This is a genomic window from Rhizobium sp. BK251, assembly GCF_004345245.1.
Lineage (GTDB): Bacteria > Pseudomonadota > Alphaproteobacteria > Rhizobiales > Rhizobiaceae > Rhizobium.
The window spans coordinates 35795-54975 of sequence record NZ_SLUQ01000002.1 but is presented as its reverse complement, the minus strand read 5'-3'; the positions used below and the strand labels follow the sequence as shown (position 1 = coordinate 54975).

Annotated in this window: 18 protein-coding genes; 3 read left to right on the top strand and 15 right to left on the bottom strand. The window is 61.8% G+C overall.

Annotated features, from left to right (window positions below; genetic code table 11):
- Positions 1-52: 52 nt before the first annotated feature.
- From EV286_RS04230 to urtA, 14 genes are all read right to left on the bottom strand, one after another.
- Entirely contained in the window at positions 53-916 is an 864-nt protein-coding gene (locus EV286_RS04230; protein WP_132955778.1) for a GGDEF domain-containing protein, read from the bottom strand.
- Between the two features lie 228 nt (positions 917-1144).
- Positions 1145-1684 carry a peroxiredoxin gene (locus EV286_RS04225; RefSeq protein WP_132955777.1) on the bottom strand — a complete coding sequence of 180 codons (540 nt, stop codon included), beginning with the start codon at positions 1682-1684 and terminating at the stop codon, positions 1145-1147.
- A gap of 207 nt (positions 1685-1891) precedes the next feature.
- Positions 1892-3601, bottom strand: coding sequence for an urease subunit alpha (ureC, locus tag EV286_RS04220; RefSeq protein WP_132955776.1), 1710 nt, complete (start codon positions 3599-3601; stop codon positions 1892-1894).
- Positions 3602-3604: 3 nt separating this feature from the next.
- Positions 3605-4228, bottom strand: a complete 624-nt coding sequence (locus EV286_RS04215; RefSeq protein WP_132956303.1) for a Urease operon accessory protein — start codon at positions 4226-4228, stop codon at positions 3605-3607.
- A gap of 22 nt (positions 4229-4250) precedes the next feature.
- The gene (locus EV286_RS04210) at positions 4251-4676 is read right to left on the bottom strand and encodes a lysozyme inhibitor LprI family protein (protein WP_245500604.1); all 426 of its coding nucleotides are present in this window, start codon (positions 4674-4676) and stop codon (positions 4251-4253) included.
- Between the two features lie 11 nt (positions 4677-4687).
- On the bottom strand, positions 4688-4993 hold the full coding sequence (locus EV286_RS04205; RefSeq protein ID WP_132955775.1) for an urease subunit beta: 306 nt from the start codon (positions 4991-4993) through the stop codon (positions 4688-4690).
- Positions 4994-5008: 15 nt separating this feature from the next.
- Entirely contained in the window at positions 5009-5263 is a 255-nt protein-coding gene (locus tag EV286_RS04200) for a DUF1272 domain-containing protein (RefSeq protein ID WP_132955774.1), read from the bottom strand.
- Positions 5264-5271: 8 nt separating this feature from the next.
- Positions 5272-5574 (bottom strand): urease subunit gamma, encoded by a 303-nt coding sequence (locus tag EV286_RS04195; RefSeq protein WP_132955773.1) that lies wholly within the window; start codon positions 5572-5574, stop codon positions 5272-5274.
- Between the two features lie 81 nt (positions 5575-5655).
- Entirely contained in the window at positions 5656-6477 is an 822-nt protein-coding gene (locus EV286_RS04190; protein ID WP_132955772.1) for an urease accessory protein UreD, read from the bottom strand.
- A 195-nt stretch (positions 6478-6672) separates the two neighbouring features.
- Positions 6673-7368: an urea ABC transporter ATP-binding subunit UrtE gene (urtE, locus tag EV286_RS04185; protein ID WP_132955771.1), complete on the bottom strand. Its 696-nt coding sequence runs from the start codon at positions 7366-7368 to the stop codon at positions 6673-6675.
- A 229-nt stretch (positions 7369-7597) separates the two neighbouring features.
- The gene (urtD, locus tag EV286_RS04180) at positions 7598-8353 is read right to left on the bottom strand and encodes an urea ABC transporter ATP-binding protein UrtD (RefSeq protein WP_132955770.1); all 756 of its coding nucleotides are present in this window, start codon (positions 8351-8353) and stop codon (positions 7598-7600) included.
- 4 nt (positions 8354-8357) lie between these two features.
- Positions 8358-9521 (bottom strand): urea ABC transporter permease subunit UrtC, encoded by a 1164-nt coding sequence (urtC, locus tag EV286_RS04175; protein WP_132955769.1) that lies wholly within the window; start codon positions 9519-9521, stop codon positions 8358-8360.
- Entirely contained in the window at positions 9518-11149 is a 1632-nt protein-coding gene (urtB, locus tag EV286_RS04170; protein WP_132955768.1) for an urea ABC transporter permease subunit UrtB, read from the bottom strand. Before urtB ends, urtC begins: the two co-directional genes overlap by 4 nt.
- A gap of 71 nt (positions 11150-11220) precedes the next feature.
- Positions 11221-12513 carry an urea ABC transporter substrate-binding protein gene (gene urtA, locus EV286_RS04165; protein ID WP_132955767.1) on the bottom strand — a complete coding sequence of 431 codons (1293 nt, stop codon included), beginning with the start codon at positions 12511-12513 and terminating at the stop codon, positions 11221-11223.
- Between the two features lie 210 nt (positions 12514-12723).
- Between urtA and EV286_RS04160 the strand changes: the two genes are divergently transcribed.
- From EV286_RS04160 to EV286_RS04150, 3 genes are all read left to right on the top strand, one after another.
- Positions 12724-16113, top strand: coding sequence for an ATP-binding protein (locus tag EV286_RS04160; protein WP_132955766.1), 3390 nt, complete (start codon positions 12724-12726; stop codon positions 16111-16113).
- The gene (locus EV286_RS04155) at positions 16106-17029 is read left to right on the top strand and encodes a response regulator transcription factor (RefSeq protein WP_132955765.1); all 924 of its coding nucleotides are present in this window, start codon (positions 16106-16108) and stop codon (positions 17027-17029) included. Before EV286_RS04160 ends, EV286_RS04155 begins: the two co-directional genes overlap by 8 nt.
- Positions 17030-17167: 138 nt before the next feature.
- Complete coding sequence (locus tag EV286_RS04150) at positions 17168-17986, top strand: GNAT family N-acetyltransferase (protein ID WP_165932777.1); 819 nt, start codon at positions 17168-17170, stop codon at positions 17984-17986.
- A 45-nt stretch (positions 17987-18031) separates the two neighbouring features.
- Here the strand turns inward: EV286_RS04150 and EV286_RS04145 are convergent, their stop codons facing one another.
- Positions 18032-19003 carry a D-glycerate dehydrogenase gene (locus EV286_RS04145; RefSeq protein ID WP_132955763.1) on the bottom strand — a complete coding sequence of 324 codons (972 nt, stop codon included), beginning with the start codon at positions 19001-19003 and terminating at the stop codon, positions 18032-18034.
- Positions 19004-19181: the final 178 nt, after the last annotated feature.

Sequence of the window (19181 nt, the reverse complement as noted above, 5' to 3'; positions counted from 1 at the left end):
GCACGATAGACCCCTACCCGGCAAGCTCCAAGGCGAAATCTGCTGTTCGGGATCATATTCCGCCGAAGCCGTATCGCGGGTCCACCTCGAGCAGTTCGTCGGCGGCGCCTGCCCTGTCTTCGCCCTGCATCGCGCGGATATGCTTCAATCCCTCGCTTTCATGTACGACGCGATTGCGGCCCAGCGCCTTGGCGAGATAGAGCGCCTTGTCCGCCGCCGCATAGACCGCGTCCTTGCCGGTGCCTGTCCAGATATCCGCAATGCCCGCCGAAATCGTAATCGCGACCTCGGAGCCGCCGGCATGGACCGCCCGGGCGCCGATGGCCGCCCTCACCTTCTCGATGCGGGCGATCCTGTCCTGGATGCTGCCGCCGCGGACGATGACGCCAAACTCCTCTCCCCCCAGCCGCGCAACGGTATGCGAACCGCCAAACGTATCCGCAAGGATAAGCGATACCGCGACGATGACAGCGTCGCCGCAGGCGTGGCCGTACCTGTCGTTGATCGACTTGAACCGATCGACGTCGAAGATGACGAGCGAGGCCCCGTTCTCGGTCGCATCGAGCGCCTCGGTGAAGGCGCGTCGATTGAGGAGGCCGGAAAGCATGTCCGTGCGGCTAAGCTTCTCGAATTCGGCGCGTGAGACGGCAAGCTCGTGAAGGGCATGTCCTGCGAGCAGCGCAAGCACGCCGGAAACCAGACCGCAGACCAGCCAGGAGAGGACGACGCCGAACTGGATCGCATGCGCCAGGGGCAACGGAAGGAAACCTATGAAGTCGAGCGTCGGCAGCATCGCGGCAATGGCAAAGCCGGAAAGGATGACAGCGAGAAAGCTCATCTTTAGCGCGAACACGTAAACGGTGCGCCTGTGCTGGAATTTACCGAGCTCCGCGTGGAGTGAAATCCATCTTTTCATTTGATCGACCTCCCCAGGCCCCTGCAATACCACATGATTAAAGGGCCATTTACTTCCAACGACCTAAGACGGTCATTAAAATGCCAGCCATCCCAAGCTTGTGAACGCCAATTTCCACAGAATTGCAGTTGCGGCGAATGCATGTTTTGGTTGTGCAAATATCCCTAAAAAAGAAGGGCGCGGCAAAAATGCCGCGCCCCTATGCTCTCACCCGTAATTTCCGGCCTGTCAGGCGGCCTGCTTGACCGACTTCAGGGCCTCGAGAATGTTCTGCGGCGAGGAAACGCCATAGGGGTCCGAATCGCAATTGTCGGAATAGCCTTCTTCCTCGAACCACTGCTCGACGACGCCATTGCTGACGACCGCAGCATAGCGCCAGGAACGCATGCCAAAGCCGAGATTATCCTTGGCGACCAGCATGCCCATCTTGCGGGTGAATTCGCCCGAACCGTCCGGGATAAGCTTCACGTTTTCGAGGTTCTGCGACTTGCCCCAGGCATTCATGACAAATGCGTCGTTGACCGAGATGCAGTAAATCTCGTCGATGCCTTCAGCGCCGAACTCGGCGGTGAGCTTTTCGAAGTCCGGCAGCTGGTAGGTCGAGCAGGTGGGCGTGAAGGCGCCCGGCAGCGAGAAGAGAACGACGCGCTTGCCGGCAAAGTAGTCGGCGGTCGTCTTGTCTTCCCAGCGGAACGGATTGGGGCCGCCGACGGCTTCGTCGCGGACGCGCGTGCGGAAGGTTACTGCGGGCACTTTCCTGCCGAGCATTTCGATCTCCTTCGTGTTGGAAGGGACCGCAGCAAGTCTTGGGAAAATCCGCGGCCCCGAAAATGGAAGCCCCTCACTAGCGAAGATTCTGCTGCGGCGCAGCACGAAAGAGCGGCCGCATGGCAGCTATACCGGAATTGCATAACCGGACCAAAGACTTCGGCTAATTTTCAGGCAGCCGCCCTCGCCAATTGAGCACCTCGCGTGTCAAAAGAGGAAATATCGCTGTGCCATCGGCAGCACCGTCGCCGGCTCGCAGGTCAGAAGCTCGCCGTCGGCGCGCACCTCGTAGGTCTCGGGGTCGACTTCGACATGCGGCGTCAGGCTGTTGTGAACCATCGAAGCCTTGGAGATGCCGCCGCGCGTATTCTTGACCGCCAGAAGCTTCTTCGCGACGCCGAGCCGCTGCGCAAGACCGCCGTCGAGCGAAGCCTGGCTGACGAAGGTGACGGAGGAGTTCGTGCGCAGCTTGCCGAAGGCGGCAAACATCGGCCGGTAGTGCATCGGCTGCGGCGTGGGGATCGAGGCATTCGGATCGCCCATCGGGGCTGCCGCGATCGAGCCGCCCAGAAGCACCATTTCCGGCTTCACGCCGAAAAAGGCCGGGCTCCAGAGAACGAGGTCGGCGCGCTTGCCCACCTCGACCGAACCGATCTCGTGGGAAAGGCCGTGTGCAATCGCCGGGTTGATCGTGTATTTGGCGATGTAGCGGCGTACGCGGAAATTGTCGTTCTCGCCGGTCTCTTCCTTCAGGCGGCCGCGCTGGCGCTTCATCTTGTCCGCCGTCTGCCACGTGCGGATCGCGACTTCGCCGACGCGGCCCATCGCCTGGCTGTCCGAGGAGATGATCGAGAAGGCACCGATATCGTGGAGAATATCTTCGGCCGCAATGGTCTCCTTGCGGATGCGGCTTTCGGCAAAGGCGATGTCTTCCGGGATCGACGACGAAAGGTGGTGGCAGACCATCAGCATATCCAGGTGCTCGGCGATGGTGTTGACCGTATAGGGCCGCGTCGGATTGGTGGACGACGGAATGACGTTCGGCTGGCCGCAGATCTTGATGATGTCAGGCGCATGTCCACCGCCGGCACCTTCGGTATGGAAGGCGTGGATCGTCCTGCCCTTGATGGCGCCGATCGTATCCTCGACGAAGCCGCTTTCGTTCAGCGTATCCGTGTGGATCATCACCTGCACGTCGTAGGCATCGGCGACCGAAAGGCAGTTGTCGATAGCAGCCGGCGTCGTGCCCCAGTCCTCGTGCAGCTTCAGGCTGGACGCACCGGCAAGGATCATTTCCTCCAGCGGTGCTGGAAGCGAGGCATTGCCCTTGCCGGCAAGAGCGAGGTTCATCGGGAAGGCATCGAAACTCTCAATCATCCGCTCGATATGCCAGGCGCCGGTGCAGGTGGTCGCAAGCGTGCCGTGAGCGGGACCCGTGCCGCCGCCCAGCATGCAGGTGATACCCGACATCAGCGCCTCTTCGATCTGCTGCGGGCAGATGAAATGGATGTGCGCATCCATGCCCCCGGCCGTCACGATCTTGCCCTCGCCGGCGATCGCTTCGGTGGACGGGCCGACGATGATGGTCACGCCCGGCTGGGTATCCGGATTGCCCGCCTTCCCGATGCCGGCGATGCGGCCGTCCTTGAGGCCGATATCGGCCTTGTAGATGCCTGTGTGATCAAGGATCAGCGCATTGGTGATGACGGTATCGACAGCCCCCTCGGCGCGCGTCGCCTGGCTCTGGCCCATGCCGTCGCGAATGACCTTGCCGCCGCCGAACTTCACTTCCTCGCCGTAGACGGTGAAATCCTTCTCGACCTCGATGAACAGCTCCGTATCGGCGAGGCGGACCTTGTCGCCGACGGTCGGGCCGAACATGCCGGCATAGGCAGCGCGGGAAATCTTGTAGGGCATATGTCAGGCTCCTTGCGAGGGAAGGGTCTTGCTGCTTTCGTCAATGCGTCTGAGGCGGCCTTCGGAAACATATCGATCGACGAGCTTCCTCTCTGCGGCGAAGGGATGCCACTCCCAGCCGGAATGGCCGAAGCCGGCGAGCGCAACATCAGCTCCAGGATACTTGTCGAGGACTTCAGCAATCACGATCATGCCGCTGCTCGGAACGACGTAGGGCGCCGGATCATAGGCGCTCAGCGCGGCGTCGACGCCTTCATGAATCAATTTGTCAACGACCACATGTGCCTTGCCAGCTTCTGCGCAGAACTCATTGAACTGACTCGTATAGTCGTCGCAGAGATCGTCGAGTTCCGGATGCGAGATCGCAAGCTGTGGGCGCAGCTCGGCAAACTTCTCCGGATCGCGCACGCTCCAGATGGCGGAGGCCTCGCGCACGGCCGGATGCTCCCGCCAGGCCTCTGATCCGAGCATGGCCTTTGCCGGTCGGCCGGTGTTGCAGACGGCGACGACATCGGTTCGCCCCGGACTTGCCTCGTAGGACCGGCATTCGTTGAAGCGGATGACGAGGTCAGCGGTCGCGATCTCCGCAACCGCGGCCTCCGCAATCGGACCGTTGCCGACGATGATGATCTTCTGCCGGGTGCTCAACTCAATTCCCCAGTCCTTGAGCGAGATCCTTGAGTTCCTTCGTGCGGGCCCGCGTCAGCGTCGCCAGGCAACTGGAGACCAGAAACGGCTCCAGGCTGCCGCCCCGCGCCTGAAAGCCCTCGGCCGCGCATTCGGCATCCCTGTAGGCGATCCACGCGCGCTGAGCCGCAAGCAGTGCTTTCTCGGCACCCTTCAGGTTTTCGCTGAGATCCTTATCCCACTCCACCATCCTGGCCTTGGTCTGGCGGTATTGCTCGTTCAGCTCCTTGTCGGCTGCCTCATAATCCTTCTGGGCACAGATGTTCATATCGGCCTGTGCGTTCTGGTCGCCGCAGTTGTTTGCCGATTCCTGGGCAAGCGCGGAGCCTCCCGCCATCATCACAGCCAGCAACACGCCCGCCGGCAGAAAATTCCTATGCATAATCATCGTATACTGCCTCAGAGCTTTCCCATGACGAGCTGGCGAAAGCCGTAGACCTCGCGCTTGCCGGAAAGCGGGATTAGGGTCACGGAACGCGTCTGACCCGGCTCGAAGCGCACGGCGGTGCCAGCCGGGATGTCGAGCCGCATGCCATGGGCCTTGTCGCGTTCGAAGGAGAGGCCGGCATTGGTTTCAGCGAAATGGTAGTGGCTGCCGACCTGCACCGGCCGGTCGCCGGTATTGGCAACTTCCAGCGTTATGGTCGGCGCGCCCGCATTCAGTTCGATCTCGCCGCTCGCGGCAATGATTTCGCCTGGTATCATCTCTTCTTCCTTTTCTCAGGCCACCCTCGCCGGTCCGCAGCCCTCGGCCTTGAGGACGCGTCTCGTCGAAGCCGGATTCTTCGCGAGCATGGCCGCCGGCCGGATCGGGCGGGTGACGAGGTTGCCACCGCAATTCGGGCAGACGCCCTTCAGGACATTGTCGGCGCAATCCGCACAGAATGTGCATTCGAAGGTACAGATCCTGGCCTCCTGGCTCTCCGCCGGCAGATCCTTGTCGCAGCATTCGCAGTTGGGCCTCAGTTCCAGCATCGTCTTCCTCAGCGGATCGGTTCGTGCACCGTCACAAGTTTCGTTCCATCCGGAAAGGTCGCCTCCACCTGCACGTCGTGGATCATTTCGGCGACCCCTTCCATGACCTGCTCGCGCGAGATCACATGCGCACCCGCCTCCATCAGTTCGGCAACCGGCCGCCCGTCGCGGGCACCCTCGACGACGAAATCGGTGATTAGCGCGATTGCCTCGGGATGATTGAGCTTCACGCCGCGCTCCAAACGCCGCCGTGCCACGACTGCCGCCATGGAAATCAATAGCTTGTCTTTTTCTCTTGGAGTGAGATTCATCGTCTACCTATCTGCTTGACCGATGTATGATGCCGAAAAATGCGGAGCGGTTTTCGGAGAAAATTGTGCATGTGCTTGAACTCATAGATGCCAGACTTTCGGCACCGGTGCACCATTGCGCAAGGCGGAAATCACTGGGATCAGGATTTTTCTGAGAGCGAAGCCATCGGCCGCAGCAAGGCGCAGCACGAGCTTGCCCTGCCACTGGCTGGCACCGCCCATCGTTCCTTCGATCAGACCTCGGACCTTCGAAAGGTGACCTTCCGCCAAGGGCCCGGTGTAGAGCACGGTCGCGAAGGCGACCTGACCGCTGAGTACGGCATTCCTGGCCCCGATCCCCGCGACATCGCCTTCGAGCCGCAGGTCCTCGCCGTGGATTAGCTTTCCTGCCCGGTAAATGCGCCAGCGATCGCGAAAAAGCCCGGTCTCCACCGTCTCGCCCATTGCCTTCCGGCCGAGCAGGATGGCCTCTACGGCCAGGAATTCAGCACTTTCTGAAAGCCGCACGTCGAGAGTTCGGCTGAGAGATGCCCGATCGAAGAGGATGGTTTCCTGCGGCAGCCAATCGACGCGGCTACCCTCCCCGACTTCGATCGTCGTCGTCACGGCGGCCGTTCCCGCTGATGCCTTGTAGATCTTCTCGCAGGCCTGCGTCGTCACGTCGACGCGGGTTCTCGGCCCGGCGACGACGCGCCAATCCATCCGGTCGCCGCCGGTAAGCCCGCCGGCAGTATTGATGAGGACGGCTTCCATCGAGGCGTCGAATGTATCGGGAAGGCGGATTTTTGCCGCTCCCTCCTGGTAGAGTTCGCGTATGCGCGTGCGCCCATCAAGCGCCTTTGCCGCCAGGTGGCCGCGTCCCTCGGCTCTTTGTGGTCTCGTCGCTGCGAGCACGCTCGTCATCCGTTCGTCTTCCCACTTCTTGCCGGCGCACCGGGCTTTACAAGCCTCGGCGCGTTCAAGGCATTGAAAGGAAGCAATTTCCATGCCTCCCGCTGCCGAAAGAGATGCAAAGCTGCGCCGGCTCCCGGAAGGCGGGGCGCCGTCGCCTGGTTGCCGCCTATTTGGGCAACAGATGAATAACCCGGCAGATGGGCACTAGACGGTCAGGTGACGCCGCGCTTCCGCGGTATCGAGCGTCTCGGCCAGCCCCTCGTGGACGATCTCGCCGCGATCCATGATGTAGACGTAGTCGGCGAGTTCACGACAAAAATCGAGATACTGTTCGACGAGCAGGATCGCCATGCCGGTGGAGTCGCGCAGGTAGCGGATCGCCCGGCCGATATCCTTGATGATCGAGGGCTGGATGCCCTCCGTCGGCTCGTCGAGGACGAGGATTTTCGGCCGCGTCACCATGGCCCGGCCGATTGCGAGCTGCTGTTGCTGACCGCCGGAAAGATCGCCGCCGCGACGGGACAACATCGACTTCAGCACCGGGAAGAGACTGAAGATATCATCGGGGACGTTGCGGTCGCGGCGGCCAAGCGGAGCAAAGCCGGTTTCGAGGTTTTCCTTGACAGTCAGCAGCGGGAATATCTCCCGACCCTGCGGCACATAGCCGACACCATGCCTGGCGCGCGCAAAAGGCGCCATGCCATCCAGCTTCGTGCCGTTGAAGGACACGGTGCCGGCAGAGAGTGCATGCTGACCCGTGACCGCGCGCAGCAACGAACTCTTGCCGACACCATTGCGCCCCAGCACGCAAGTGATCTTTCCCATCTCGGCAGTGATGGAGATGCCGCGCAGCGCCTGTGCCGCGCCATAGTGCAGATTGGCGTTTTCGACGCTCAGCATGGTCGTGCATCCTCCTCTGCAACAGTGTCTTCTGTCGGCCTCGCCAGTATCTCCAGTGAAAGGGAGGTCGGCAGGACACGGCCCGCTCGCGCGCCTATCGCGAAGATTGCGAAATCGAGCAGACGCCGCAGGCGGCCGGCGCGATCTCCGCCGTCTTCGCGAGCATGCCTCGCTGCGACGAGGGAATGCATTCCCGATACGCTCCAATCCAAGAACATCGATCGCATCATCACCGCCCCAGATAGTTCTCGATGACCTTCGGGTCGTTGCTGACGAAGTCGATCGTGCCTTCGGCCAGCACCGAGCCTTCCGCAAGGCATGTGACCTTCACCCCGAGATCGCGCACGAAACCCATGTCGTGCTCAACGACGATTACCGAACGCGTCTTGGCGATATCCTTGAGCAGGATTGCCGTCTCCGTCGTCTCGGCGTCCGTCATGCCGGCGACCGGCTCATCCACCAGGAGAAGCTTTGGTTCCTGCGCCAGCAGCATGCCGATCTCCAGCCACTGCTTCTGGCCGTGCGACAGGCTTGCCGCCAGTTCGTCCCGCCGGTGGCGCAGGCGCACGATCTCAAGAATCTCCTCGATGCGGTCGCGATCCTCGCCGCTCAGTCGATAGAAGAGCGTCGGGAAAACGCCGCGCGGCCGGTTCAAGGCGAGTTCCAGATTATCCCAGACCGTGTGGCTCTCGAAGACCGTCGGCTTCTGGAATTTCCGGCCGATTCCAAGCTGGGCGATGTCGGCCTCGTCCTTCTTCGTCAGGTCGATTGTTCCGTTGAAGAAGACCTCACCCTCGTCCGGGCGCGTCTTGCCGGTGATGATGTCCATCATCGTCGTCTTGCCGGCTCCGTTCGGCCCGATGATGGCGCGAAGCTCTCCCGGTTCGACGACGAGCGAGAGCGAATTCAGCGCCTTGAACCCGTCGAAGGAAACGGAGACACCGTCGAGGTAGAGCATGCTGGTGGGCTTGATGTCTGGAATCATGAACTCACTCCGCAGCCTGGATTTTCACGTCGGATTCGCCCATCTCCACGTCCGCAGGCGGTGCCTTGCTGGGACGGCGCGCCTTGCCGAGATATTGCGCGACCGTGCCGACGATGCCCTTCGGCAGCAAGAGGGTCACGGCAACGAAGAGACCGCCCAGCGCAAACAGCCAGAACTCCGGGAAAAGCCCTGTAAAGAGCGTCTTGCCACCGTTTACGAGGACTGCTCCGATGATCGGGCCGATGAGCGTCGCGCGGCCGCCGACGGCGGTCCAGATCACGACTTCGATGGAGTTCGCCGGCGCAAATTCGCCCGGGTTGATGATGCCGACCTGCGGCACGTAGAGCGCTCCCGCGATCCCAGCCATCATCGCCGAGACTGTGAAGGTGAAGAGCTTGACGTGCTCGACGCGGTAGCCGAGGAAGCGCGTCCGGCTTTCGGCATCGCGCACACCGACCAGCACCTTGCCGAACTTGGACCGTACGATCGCAGAGGCGAGGACCAGCGAAAGGGCGAGGAAGATCGCGGTCACTGCAAAGAGGGCCGCGCGCGTGCCGTCGGCCTGAATGTTGAAGCCGAGGATATCCTTGAAGTCGGTCAGCCCGTTATTGCCGCCGAAACCCATGTCGTTGCGGAAGAAGGCGAGCAACAACGCATAGGTCATGGCCTGGGTGATAATCGACAGGTACACGCCGTTGACGCGCGAGCGGAAGGCGAACCAGCCGAAGACGAAGGCGAGGAGCCCGGGCACGAGCAGTACCATCAGGGCCGCAAACCAGAAATGGTCGAAGCCGTGCCAGAACCAGGGCAGTTCCTTCCAGTTGAGGAAGACCATGAAGTCCGGCAGGAGGGGATTGCCATAGACGCCGCGGGTGCCGATCTGCCGCATCAGGTACATGCCCATGGCATAGCCGCCGAGCGCGAAGAAGGCCGCGTGGCCGAGCGAGAGTATCCCGCAGAAGCCCCATACGAGATCGAGCGCCAAGGCAAGAAGCGCATAGGTCAGGTACTTCCCGAACAGCGAGACGAGGTAGGTCGGCACGTGCAGCGGATTGCTCTCGTCGAGCAGAAGGTTCGACACGGGAACGAGGATGGCGATCGCCAGCAGGATCGCGATGGCTATGCTGATCTTGCGGTCCAGCGAGCGGAGGATAAAGGCGGTGATCATGCTTCCACCGCCCTTCCCTTGAGTGCGAACAGCCCGCGAGGACGCTTCTGGATGAAAAGGATGATGAGGACGAGAACGAGGATCTTGCCGAGCACCGCACCGGCATAGGGCTCCAGGAACTTGTTGAGGATGCCGAGCGAGAAGGCGCCGACCAGCGTCCCCCACAGATTGCCGACGCCGCCGAAGACGACGACCATGAAGCTGTCGATGATATAGCTCTGGCCGAGGTTGGGCGAGACGTTGTCGATCTGCGAAAGTGCGACGCCGGCCATGCCCGCAATGGAGGAACCGAGTGCAAAGGTGAAGGCATCGACCCAGGGGGTGCGGATGCCCATGGAGGACGCCATGCGCCGGTTCTGCGTCACTGCGCGCATCTGCAGGCCGAAGGCGGAGCGCTTCAGCAGCATCAGCAGCGCGAAGAAGACAGCGAGTGCAAAGACGATAATCCAGAGACGGTTCCAGGTGATGGTGAGGCCACCGAGTTCGAACGCGCCGGACATCCAGGATGGGTTGCCGACCTCCTGGTTGGTCGGCCCGAAGATGGTGCGCACCGCCTGCTGCAGGATGAGCGAGATGCCCCAGGTGGCAAGCAGCGTCTCCAGTGGCCGGCCATAGAGGAAGCGAATGACGCCGCGTTCGATGACGAGACCGACGGCGCCGGTGACGAGGATGGCGACCGGCAGCGCGATTGCGAGCGACCAGTCGAAGAGCGACGGATAGGAGGTGCGGATGATGTTCTGCACCACGAAGGTGGAATAGGCGCCAAGCATGACCATTTCGCCATGCGCCATGTTGATGATGCCCATGACGCCGAAGGTGATGGCGAGGCCGATCGCCGCAAGCAGCAGCACCGAACCGAGCGACAGGCCGTACCAGACGTTCTGCGCGGCATCGGCAAAGACGAGCGAACTCTCGATGCTGGCGATGGCCGCATCGATATCCGGCCTCAGGCTCTCGTCGACGGAACCGGCGACGGACGACAGGATGCCGATCGCGTCGCGCCCACCCTTGACCTTGATGGTCTCGATCGCGGCTTTCTTGTCCTCGACGGAACGGTCGGAGTTCAGGATGGATACCGCGCGCGCCTCTTCCAGAACCCCTCGGACCTCCGGATCCTTTTCGGCGGCGATCGCCGCGTCCAGCGGTTCGAGCGAATCTGCGCTCGGCGATTTCAGCACCGATTCAGCCGCGGCAAGACGTACACCGCGGTCCGGGCTCATCAGTGTCAACCCGCCGATAGCCGCACGGATGGAGCGACGGAGATTGTTGTTGACCTTGACCTTGGTCATTGCGCCCTTGGCTTCCTCACCGGTCGTTTCTCCGGTGACGGGATCGATAAGCGCGAGGTTCGAACCTGCTGATTTCGTGATGAAAACCTGATTGTCCGACTTGCGGACATAAAGATCGCCGGCGGCAAAGGCCTCAAGCCCGGGCACCACTTTCGGATCACCCGTCTTGGCGATGCCCTTCACGATCTCATCGGCCTGCTGAAAATTGGCCGAACCCAGTCCATTGAAAAGCGCCTTCACATCGTCCTGCGCCCGCGCAGTGCCGGCCAGCAGCATCAGGATGAGGAAGAACCCCGCGACGGTCGTCCCGAGAATGCGGTAGGAAAATCTGTCAAGCATAACCATGTCCCCTCATGGGATCGCGGGCGAAGCAGCCCGCCCGCGATCTTCGTCAGACGTGGGACGGCAAATCAGGAGCCCTTGCCGCCGCACTTACCGGTGGCAACATTGAAGTTGCCGCAGTTCATCGGCAGACGCCAATCGGAGATCAGGTCCTTGGAGTCCGGCAGGAAATCGGACCACTCGTCGCCGACGATCAGGCCAGGCGTCTGGCTGACGATGTCGAACTGACCGTCTTCCTGGATTTCGCCGATCAGCACCGGCTTGGTGATGTGGTGGTTCGGCATCATCGTGGAGAAGCCGCCCGACAGGTTAGGAACGGATACGCCGATCATAGCGTCGATCACCTTGTCCGGCTCGGTGGTTCCGGCCTTCTCTACAGCCTTAACCCACATGTTGAAGCCGATGTAATGGGCTTCCATCGGGTCGTTGGTGACGCGCTTGTCGTTCTTGGTGAAGGCGTGCCACTGCTCGATGAATTCGGCATTGGCAGGCGTGTCGACGGATTCGAAGTAGTTCCAGGCAGCCAGATGGCCGACGAGCGGCTTCGTGTCGATGCCGGCGAGCTCTTCCTCGCCAACTGAGAAGGCCACGACCGGAATGTCTTCGGCCTTGATGCCCTGGTTGCCGAGTTCCTTGTAGAACGGAACGTTCGCGTCGCCGTTGATGGTCGAGACGACGGCGGTCTTCTTGCCGGCGGAACCGAACTTCTTGATCGAGGAAACCTCGGTCTGCCAGTCGGAGAAGCCGAACGGCGTGTAATTGGTCATGATGTCCTCGGGCTTGACACCCTTGGCGATCAGATAGGCTTCGAGGATCTTGTTGGTCGTGCGCGGATAGACATAGTCCGTGCCTTCGAGAACCCAGCGTTCGACGCCTTCGTTCTCCATCAGGTAGTCGACGGCCGGGATCGCCTGCTGGTTCGGCGCAGCACCCGTATAGAAGACGTTACGCTCGGACTCTTCGCCTTCATACTGGACGGGGTAGAAAAGGATGTTGTCGAGTTCCTTGAAGACCGGCAGGACCGACTTGCGCGAAACCGAGGTCCAGCAACCGAAGACGGCCGCAACCTTGTCCTTCTCGACCAGTTCGCGTGCCTTCTCGGCAAAGAGCGGCCAGTCGGAAGCCGGATCGACGACGACAGCCTCGAGCTTCTTGCCCAGTACGCCGCCCTTCTTGTTCTGCTCGTCGATGAGCATCAGCATGGCGTCCTTGAGCGTTGTCTCGGAGATGGCCATGGTGCCCGAAAGCGAGTGGAGAATACCGATCTTGATGGTGTCGTCGGCTGCGAAAGCGCCGTGGAACGCGGTCGTCGACAGGATGGCGCCAAGCAGCGCGCCGGTGACGTGTGCCTTCAGTTTCATTTGAGTGAACCCCTCTTCTAGTTCCGCAACAGCGGTAAATTAACCGTTGCTTAAGGGACTATCGGGCGCTGCACTGCAAAAACGTATACGCAATATAACGTAGGCATGGGGGCGAAATGTGCAGATATATGCGCTGCAGCATCTTAAGCGCCAAAACGATCCGTGTTACGAAACAATGACAAGGGGAACTTAAAGACCGATAGGAGAGGCATGGCGGCGCGGCAACGCATCATCCCGGTCAGACGTGAATATAACCGATGGGTCGCCAACCAGACCCTGGAAGACTATGCGTTGCGTTTCACCGCAAAGAGCGCCAGGCAATTTTCCTCGCAACGCATCTCGCACACGGCGATCGGCGCCATCTCCTTCCTCGCGCTCGAAGCGATCGGCGGCGCGATCACGCTTTCCTACGGCACGACCAACGCATTCTTCGCGATTGTGGTGGCCTCGATCGCCATGCTAGCAATCGGCCTGCCGATCAGCCGCTACGCGATCCGCCACGGCGTCGACATCGATCTTCTGACGCGCGGCGCGAGCTTCGGCTATATCGGCTCGACAATCACCTCGCTGATCTATGCGAGCTTCACCTTCATGCTGTTCGCGATCGAGGCTTCGATCATGTCGGGGGCGCTGGAGCTGACGCTCGGCATCCCCTTGTGGATCGGCTACATCATCAGCGCCGTGATGGTGATCCCGCTCGTCACCCACGGCGTACGGCTGATCAGCAAGTTCCAGCTCATCACCCAGCCGTTCTGGATCGTTCTCAACATCCTTCCCTTCATCTTCATTGCCTTCCTCGACTGGGAGAAGTTTGATCTCTGGCGCGCCTTCGCGGGCATCAGCCATGCCTCCGGCCCGCCGGGTACCGTTGCGCCCTTCGACGTCGTCGAATTCGGCGCCGCCTCTGCGGTGATCCTCGCACTCATGTCCCAGATCGGCGAACAGGCCGACTTCCTGCGCTTCCTGCCGCCCGACGGCCAGCGCAAGTGGCGCCACCGGCTCGCCGTCTTCCTCGCCGGCCCGGGCTGGGTCGTCATCGGTGCTCCGAAGCTGCTAGCGGGCTCCTTCCTCGTGGTGCTCACCTTCACGTCCGGCGTACCCGTCGATCGCGCAGCCGATCCGGCGCAGATGTACCTCACTGCCTTCGGCTACATGATACCGTGGCACAATGCGGCACTTCTGCTGATGGCGGCCTTCGTCGTCGTCTCGCAGCTGAAGATCAACGTGATGAACGCCTATGCGGGGTCGCTTGCCTGGTCGAACTTCTTCTCGCGGCTGACGCACAGCCATCCTGGCCGCGTGATCTGGCTCGTCTTCAACGTTGCGATCGCTCTCCTGCTGATGGAACTCGGCATCTACCGGCTGCTCGAGGAGACGCTCGGCATCTTCTCGATCATCGCCATGGCCTGGCTCTGCACGATTTCCGCCGATCTTTTCATCAACAAGCCGCTCGGCCTCGCCCCTCCCGGCATCGAATTCAAACGTGCCCATCTCTACGACATCAATCCGGTCGGCCTCGGGGCGATGACGCTGTCGGCAACGATATCGCTCATCGCCCATTTCGGCGCCTTCGGCGAAATCGCGGCCTCGCTCGCGCCGTACATTACGCTCGTGGTGGCCCTCATCGCCTCTCCTGCCATCGCCTGGGCCACGAAGGGCCGGTTCTACCTGGCCCGCAAACCCCGGGCGAAATGGCGCGAGAGCGCGACGATCACCTGCTCGATCTGCGAGCATCCCTTTGAGCCAGAGGACATGGCATGGTGCCCGGCCTATGCCGCGCCGATCTGCTCGCTCTGCTGTTCGCTGGACAGCCGCTGCCACGACATGTGCAAGCCGAAGGCACGCTTCAACACACAGGTGGGCACCGTTGCGCGCGCCGTCCTGCCGGAGACGGTCGTCACCAAGCTCAAGACGCGACTGGGGCGCTACGGCATTGCGGTCGTGCTGGCCCTGACCGCCATTGGCGCGATCCTTGCCATGATCGCGCATCAGGTTGCTTCGGCCTCGCCCGAGACGGCAGAGGTCGTCAACCGCACCATCTTCATCGTCTTCTTCGTCTTCTCCGTCATCGCCGGTGTCGTCTGCTGGTTTTATGTGCTCGCCCATGACAGCCGCGTCGTGGCCGAGGAGGAATCCTCGCGCCAGAACACGCTGCTCCTCAAGGAGATCGCCGCCCACAAGAAGACCGATGCGGCCCTGCAGAACGCCAAGGAGACCGCGGAAGCGGCAAACCGGGCCAAAAGCCGCTATGTCGTCGGCCTCAGCCACGAACTGCGCACGCCGCTGAACGCCGTGCTCGGATACGCGCAGATCCTCGAGCGCGACGACACCATTCCGACACCGCGACAGTCCTCGATCAAGGTGATCCGCCGCAGCGCCGAGCATCTTTCCGGCCTGATCGACGGTTTGCTCGATATTTCGAAGATCGAAGCCGGCCGCCTGCAGGTCTATTCCAACGAGATCAACATCCAGGACTTCCTCGACCAGATCGTCGACATGTTCCGGCCGCAGGCACTGGCAAAGGGCCTCGCGTTCATTCACGAGCGCTCTCCCGCGCTGCCGCAATATGTGCGCACTGACGAGAAGCGGCTTCGGCAGATCCTGGTCAACCTGCTTTCCAATGCCATCAAGTTCACAGACGAGGGGCGCGTCACCTTCGAGATCGGTTATCGCAACCAGGTGGCAACCTTCACCGTCGCCGACACCGGCCGCGGCATCGCCGAGAAGGACCTCGGCCGCATCTACGAACCCTTTCAGCGCGGCGAGGCGGACAGCATACGGCCGATGCCGGGTCTTGGCCTCGGGCTCACCATTACCCAGTTGCTGACCAACACGCTCGGTGGCGAAATCTCCGCGAGCAGCGAGAAGGACAGAGGCTCGACCTTCAGGGTGCGCCTGATGCTTTCGGCTGTGCTGCGCCAGAACCTGTCGCCGCCGCAGGAGCAGAGGATCCTGACCTACGAAGGCCCGCGGCGCACTATCGTCGTCGTCGACGACAACGAGGACCACCGCGAGCTGATGCGCGAGGTGCTGACACCGCTCGATTTCGTCGTGCTGACGGCCATGAGCGGTCCGGAGTGCCTGACGCTGATCGAAGGGATCGAACCGGACCTTTTCCTCATCGACATCCTGATGCCCGGCATGAACGGTTGGCAGCTGGCATCGCGCCTGCGCGAGAACGGGCTGGCCGCACCGATCGTAATGCTGTCCGCCAATATCGGCGATGCCGCAGCCATGGCCGAAAGCGACGACAGCCATGACGATGCGATCGGGAAGCCGGTGGATATCCGGCAGCTGCGCGACAGGCTTGCGCTTCATCTCAATCTCCAGTGGATCTATGCCGACAATGGCGGCGCACCTGCGGCCAAGCCTGTGGGCCAGCAGAGGAATCCTGACGGCGAACACGTGCAGGAACTCCTGCGCCTGACCGAGATCGGCTATATCCGCGGGATCGAAGCGAAGCTGGAAGAGTTGGAGAATTCCGGACAGCATGGCTTGTTTGTCGAGAGGGCGCGCAGCTTTTCCCGTGCCTTCGATCTGGCGGGCCTGACGGGATTTCTGAACACATGCATGAATGAAAAGGTGGAATCCGTTGGCTGAGTCATCCCTGCCCCGCGACATCATACTGCTGGTGGATGATTCACCCGAAGCCCTCGGATTTCTCACCGATGCGCTGGAGCAATCGGGCTTCTCGGTGCTGATCGCCACATCGGGAACTGCCGCGCTCAACATCGTCGAACGCATCACGCCCGATCTCATCCTGCTGGATGCGGTCATGCCGGCCATGGATGGCTTCGAGACCTGCCGCCGCCTCAAGGCGACCGCGGTTGTCGGCCAGGTGCCCGTCATTTTCATGACGGGGCTCACGGAGACTGAGCATGTGGTCCACGCGCTGGAATCCGGCGGCGTCGACTACCTGACGAAGCCGATCAATATCGACGAACTGCGCGCCCGCATCCGCGTGCATCTGCGCAATGCCCGCTCGGCCCAGAGCGCTCGCGTCGCGCTCGATGCCACCGGCCGGCATCTGCTCGCCGTCAAAAGCGACGGAACGGTGCAGTGGTCGACGCCGCAGGCCGCGCGATTGGTCAACGCCGCGACGGGCAGCGACGACGGCCTCGATATCGTCGTCAGGCACATCGCCGCCTGGATGGCCGATCGCGCTCCGACGAGCGCCGCACGCGACAATGTGCTTCCCGTCACCCATGCCGGGCAGGCGGCACTTCAACTCGCCTTCCTCGGCACGATCGGTCCGGAGGAATATCTGTTTCGACTGACCGCCGCCAACCGGCGCAGCGAGGATGAGGTCCTGCGCCAGCATTTCACCCTCACCCAGCGCGAGTCCGAAGTCCTGATGTGGATATCCAAGGGCAAGGCCAACCGCGATATCGGCGAGATCCTCGGGCTTTCGGCCCGCACGGTGAACAAGCATCTCGAGCAGATCTACGTGAAGCTCGGCGTCGAAAACCGTGCATCGGCTGCGGTAAAGGCCGCGCATGTTTTGCACGAGATATAATAGACGGCGCGGCGCGAATGCGCCGTTTCCTATAAGCCGGCATGTTTCATCTGTAGCCTCGAAGACCCTTTTCGAAATCAAGCGATGCGCGATCCGCGGCATTGTGCGTTATCATTTCCAAACGGGACCTACCTCAACATGGACACTCAACTCCTGTCGCCGCTTGCCGATCTTGAGCGCGCGGAAGCCGAAGCCCTGCTCGATTTCTACGACGCGGCGCCGGATGACTTCGTCAAGAGCGATGCATCGGCGTTTTCGCGGCTCGGCAACAGCGTAGCGATCGGCCTTCCAAGCATTCCGATGACCGAGTTCAATCGCTGCCTCGAAGCGAGAACCATCGAAGATCTATCCTCGGCGCAGAATTGGCTCGATGCGCATGCCAAGAGCTGGGCAATCCAGATTCCGACACCGGAGATTTCCAACCGCATCCAGACCTGGCTGCGAAAAAATGCACTGCGGCCGCGGGGCAATGGCTGGGCCAAGTTCCACCGCGATGCGAGGCCGCTTGCTCCGTCGGCCTATGAGAGCCGGCTGCGGGTAAGGATCGCAGCGAAGGAAGACGCAGAGCTCTTCAGCAGGCTCGTACGCGAAGGCTTCAACATGCCTCCCCAGACTGCCGAATGGTTTGCCGCGCTTGTCCGCCGTCCAAGATGGAACGCCTATCTGGCCTTCGATGGCGATGTCCCGATCGCTTCGGCGGCAATGTTCATCCACGGCAGGACCGCTTGGCTGGGATTCGGCTCTACGTTGGCTGAACACAGGAAAAAGGGCGCCCAGACCGCCCTGGTCCGCGCACGCGTGACCGACGGGATTGCGATGGGCCTGCAGAGCTTCTCGGTCGAGACCGGCCAGCCGGATCCCGGCAAGGAGGCGAGCCACGCCTCCTATTCGAACATGAGGCGTGCCGGTTTCGAGCAGGCATATGTGCGCGTGAACTACGCCCGGCTCCAGCCGTAGGACAAGCTTCCCGCCCGATGCGCCACGCAGCGGGCAGGTCCTTGCTCAGGCGACCCGATTCGGAAGTTCCCTGCCGTCGAAGAAGGCGGTCACGTTCTCCACGACCTTCATGCCCATCGCCGTGCGCGTCTCCTCGGTAGCGCTGCCGAGGTGCGGCAGGAGGACGACGTTCTCCAGCCGCTTCAGCCCCTCGGGCACCTGGGGCTCGGCTTCGTAGACATCGAGACCGGCACCGCGAATCGTTCCTCCTTCAAGAGCGTCGATCAGCGCCGCCTCGTCCACCACGTCGCCGCGCGCCGTGTTGATGAGGAAGGCACCCGGCTTCATGGCGGCAAAGCGCGTGGCATTCATGAGATGCCGGTTCTCGGCGCCACCGGGGCAATGGAGCGAAACGAAGTCGGAAACAGCCAGCACCTCCTCGACGGACGGCAATTGCTCGGCACCATAGCGTTGGGCTTCATGCGGATCGATCGGCGACCTGTTGTAGAAGACGACATCCATGCCGAAGCCAAAATGGCATCGCTGGGCGAAAGCCCGGCCAATGCGGCCGAAGCCGATGATGCCGACAGTCTTGCCGGCGACCTTGCTGCCGACCATGTGTGTCGGGCTCCATCCGGTCCACTCGCCTGCACGCAACTGCCGCTCGCCCTCCCCGCCACGGCGGGCGACTGAAAGCAGAAGCAGCATTGCGATATCGGCGGTGCAATCGGTAAGAACGCCGGGCGTGTTCGTCACCACGATGCCACGCGCCTTTGCCGCGGCGATATCGATATGGTTGAAGCCGACGCCGAAATTGCCGAGGATCTTCGTTCGTACCGACGCCCCCTCGAAGACCGAGGACGGCAACTTGTCCGAAACCGTTGGAAGCACTGCGTCATATTCGCCGAGCGCTCGACCGAGTTGCTCGAGCGTCAGGGGAACATCATCCCGGTTGAAATCCACGTCAAAACGTTCGGCGAGCGCGGCTTCCGCGGCGACGGGCCAGCGGCGCGTGACAAGAATGCGAGGTCTGGGCATCGGAATTCAAAATCTGTTGGCGGATACGAAGACTTACGGCACCAGTGCGATGAAGGGAATGTGGTTTCTGGCTTCGTTCGAGCGTAGGCAACGAAACGCTGGCGCAGGGCATCACCACCGGCCAGAAAAAGGAAGCCCGGCAAGAGCCGGGCTTCGAGGAGCGGCATTCGCGCCGAAA

Coding starts and splice junctions, on each gene's coding strand:
- EV286_RS04230 (WP_132955778.1), bottom strand. CDS start 916: ATGAAAAGATGGATTTCACTCCACGCGGAGCTCGGTAAATTCCAGCAC.
- EV286_RS04225 (WP_132955777.1), bottom strand. CDS start 1,684: ATGCTCGGCAGGAAAGTGCCCGCAGTAACCTTCCGCACGCGCGTCCGC.
- ureC (WP_132955776.1), bottom strand. CDS start 3,601: ATGCCCTACAAGATTTCCCGCGCTGCCTATGCCGGCATGTTCGGCCCG.
- EV286_RS04210 (WP_245500604.1), bottom strand. CDS start 4,676: ATGATTATGCATAGGAATTTTCTGCCGGCGGGCGTGTTGCTGGCTGTG.
- EV286_RS04205 (WP_132955775.1), bottom strand. CDS start 4,993: ATGATACCAGGCGAAATCATTGCCGCGAGCGGCGAGATCGAACTGAAT.
- EV286_RS04200 (WP_132955774.1), bottom strand. CDS start 5,263: ATGCTGGAACTGAGGCCCAACTGCGAATGCTGCGACAAGGATCTGCCG.
- EV286_RS04195 (WP_132955773.1), bottom strand. CDS start 5,574: ATGAATCTCACTCCAAGAGAAAAAGACAAGCTATTGATTTCCATGGCG.
- EV286_RS04190 (WP_132955772.1), bottom strand. CDS start 6,477: ATGACGAGCGTGCTCGCAGCGACGAGACCACAAAGAGCCGAGGGACGC.
- urtE (WP_132955771.1), bottom strand. CDS start 7,368: ATGCTGAGCGTCGAAAACGCCAATCTGCACTATGGCGCGGCACAGGCG.
- urtD (WP_132955770.1), bottom strand. CDS start 8,353: ATGATTCCAGACATCAAGCCCACCAGCATGCTCTACCTCGACGGTGTC.
- urtC (WP_132955769.1), bottom strand. CDS start 9,521: ATGATCACCGCCTTTATCCTCCGCTCGCTGGACCGCAAGATCAGCATA.
- urtB (WP_132955768.1), bottom strand. CDS start 11,149: ATGCTTGACAGATTTTCCTACCGCATTCTCGGGACGACCGTCGCGGGG.
- urtA (WP_132955767.1), bottom strand. CDS start 12,513: ATGAAACTGAAGGCACACGTCACCGGCGCGCTGCTTGGCGCCATCCTG.
- EV286_RS04160 (WP_132955766.1), top strand. CDS start 12,724: ATGGCGGCGCGGCAACGCATCATCCCGGTCAGACGTGAATATAACCGA.
- EV286_RS04150 (WP_165932777.1), top strand. CDS start 17,168: ATGGACACTCAACTCCTGTCGCCGCTTGCCGATCTTGAGCGCGCGGAA.
- EV286_RS04145 (WP_132955763.1), bottom strand. CDS start 19,003: ATGCCCAGACCTCGCATTCTTGTCACGCGCCGCTGGCCCGTCGCCGCG.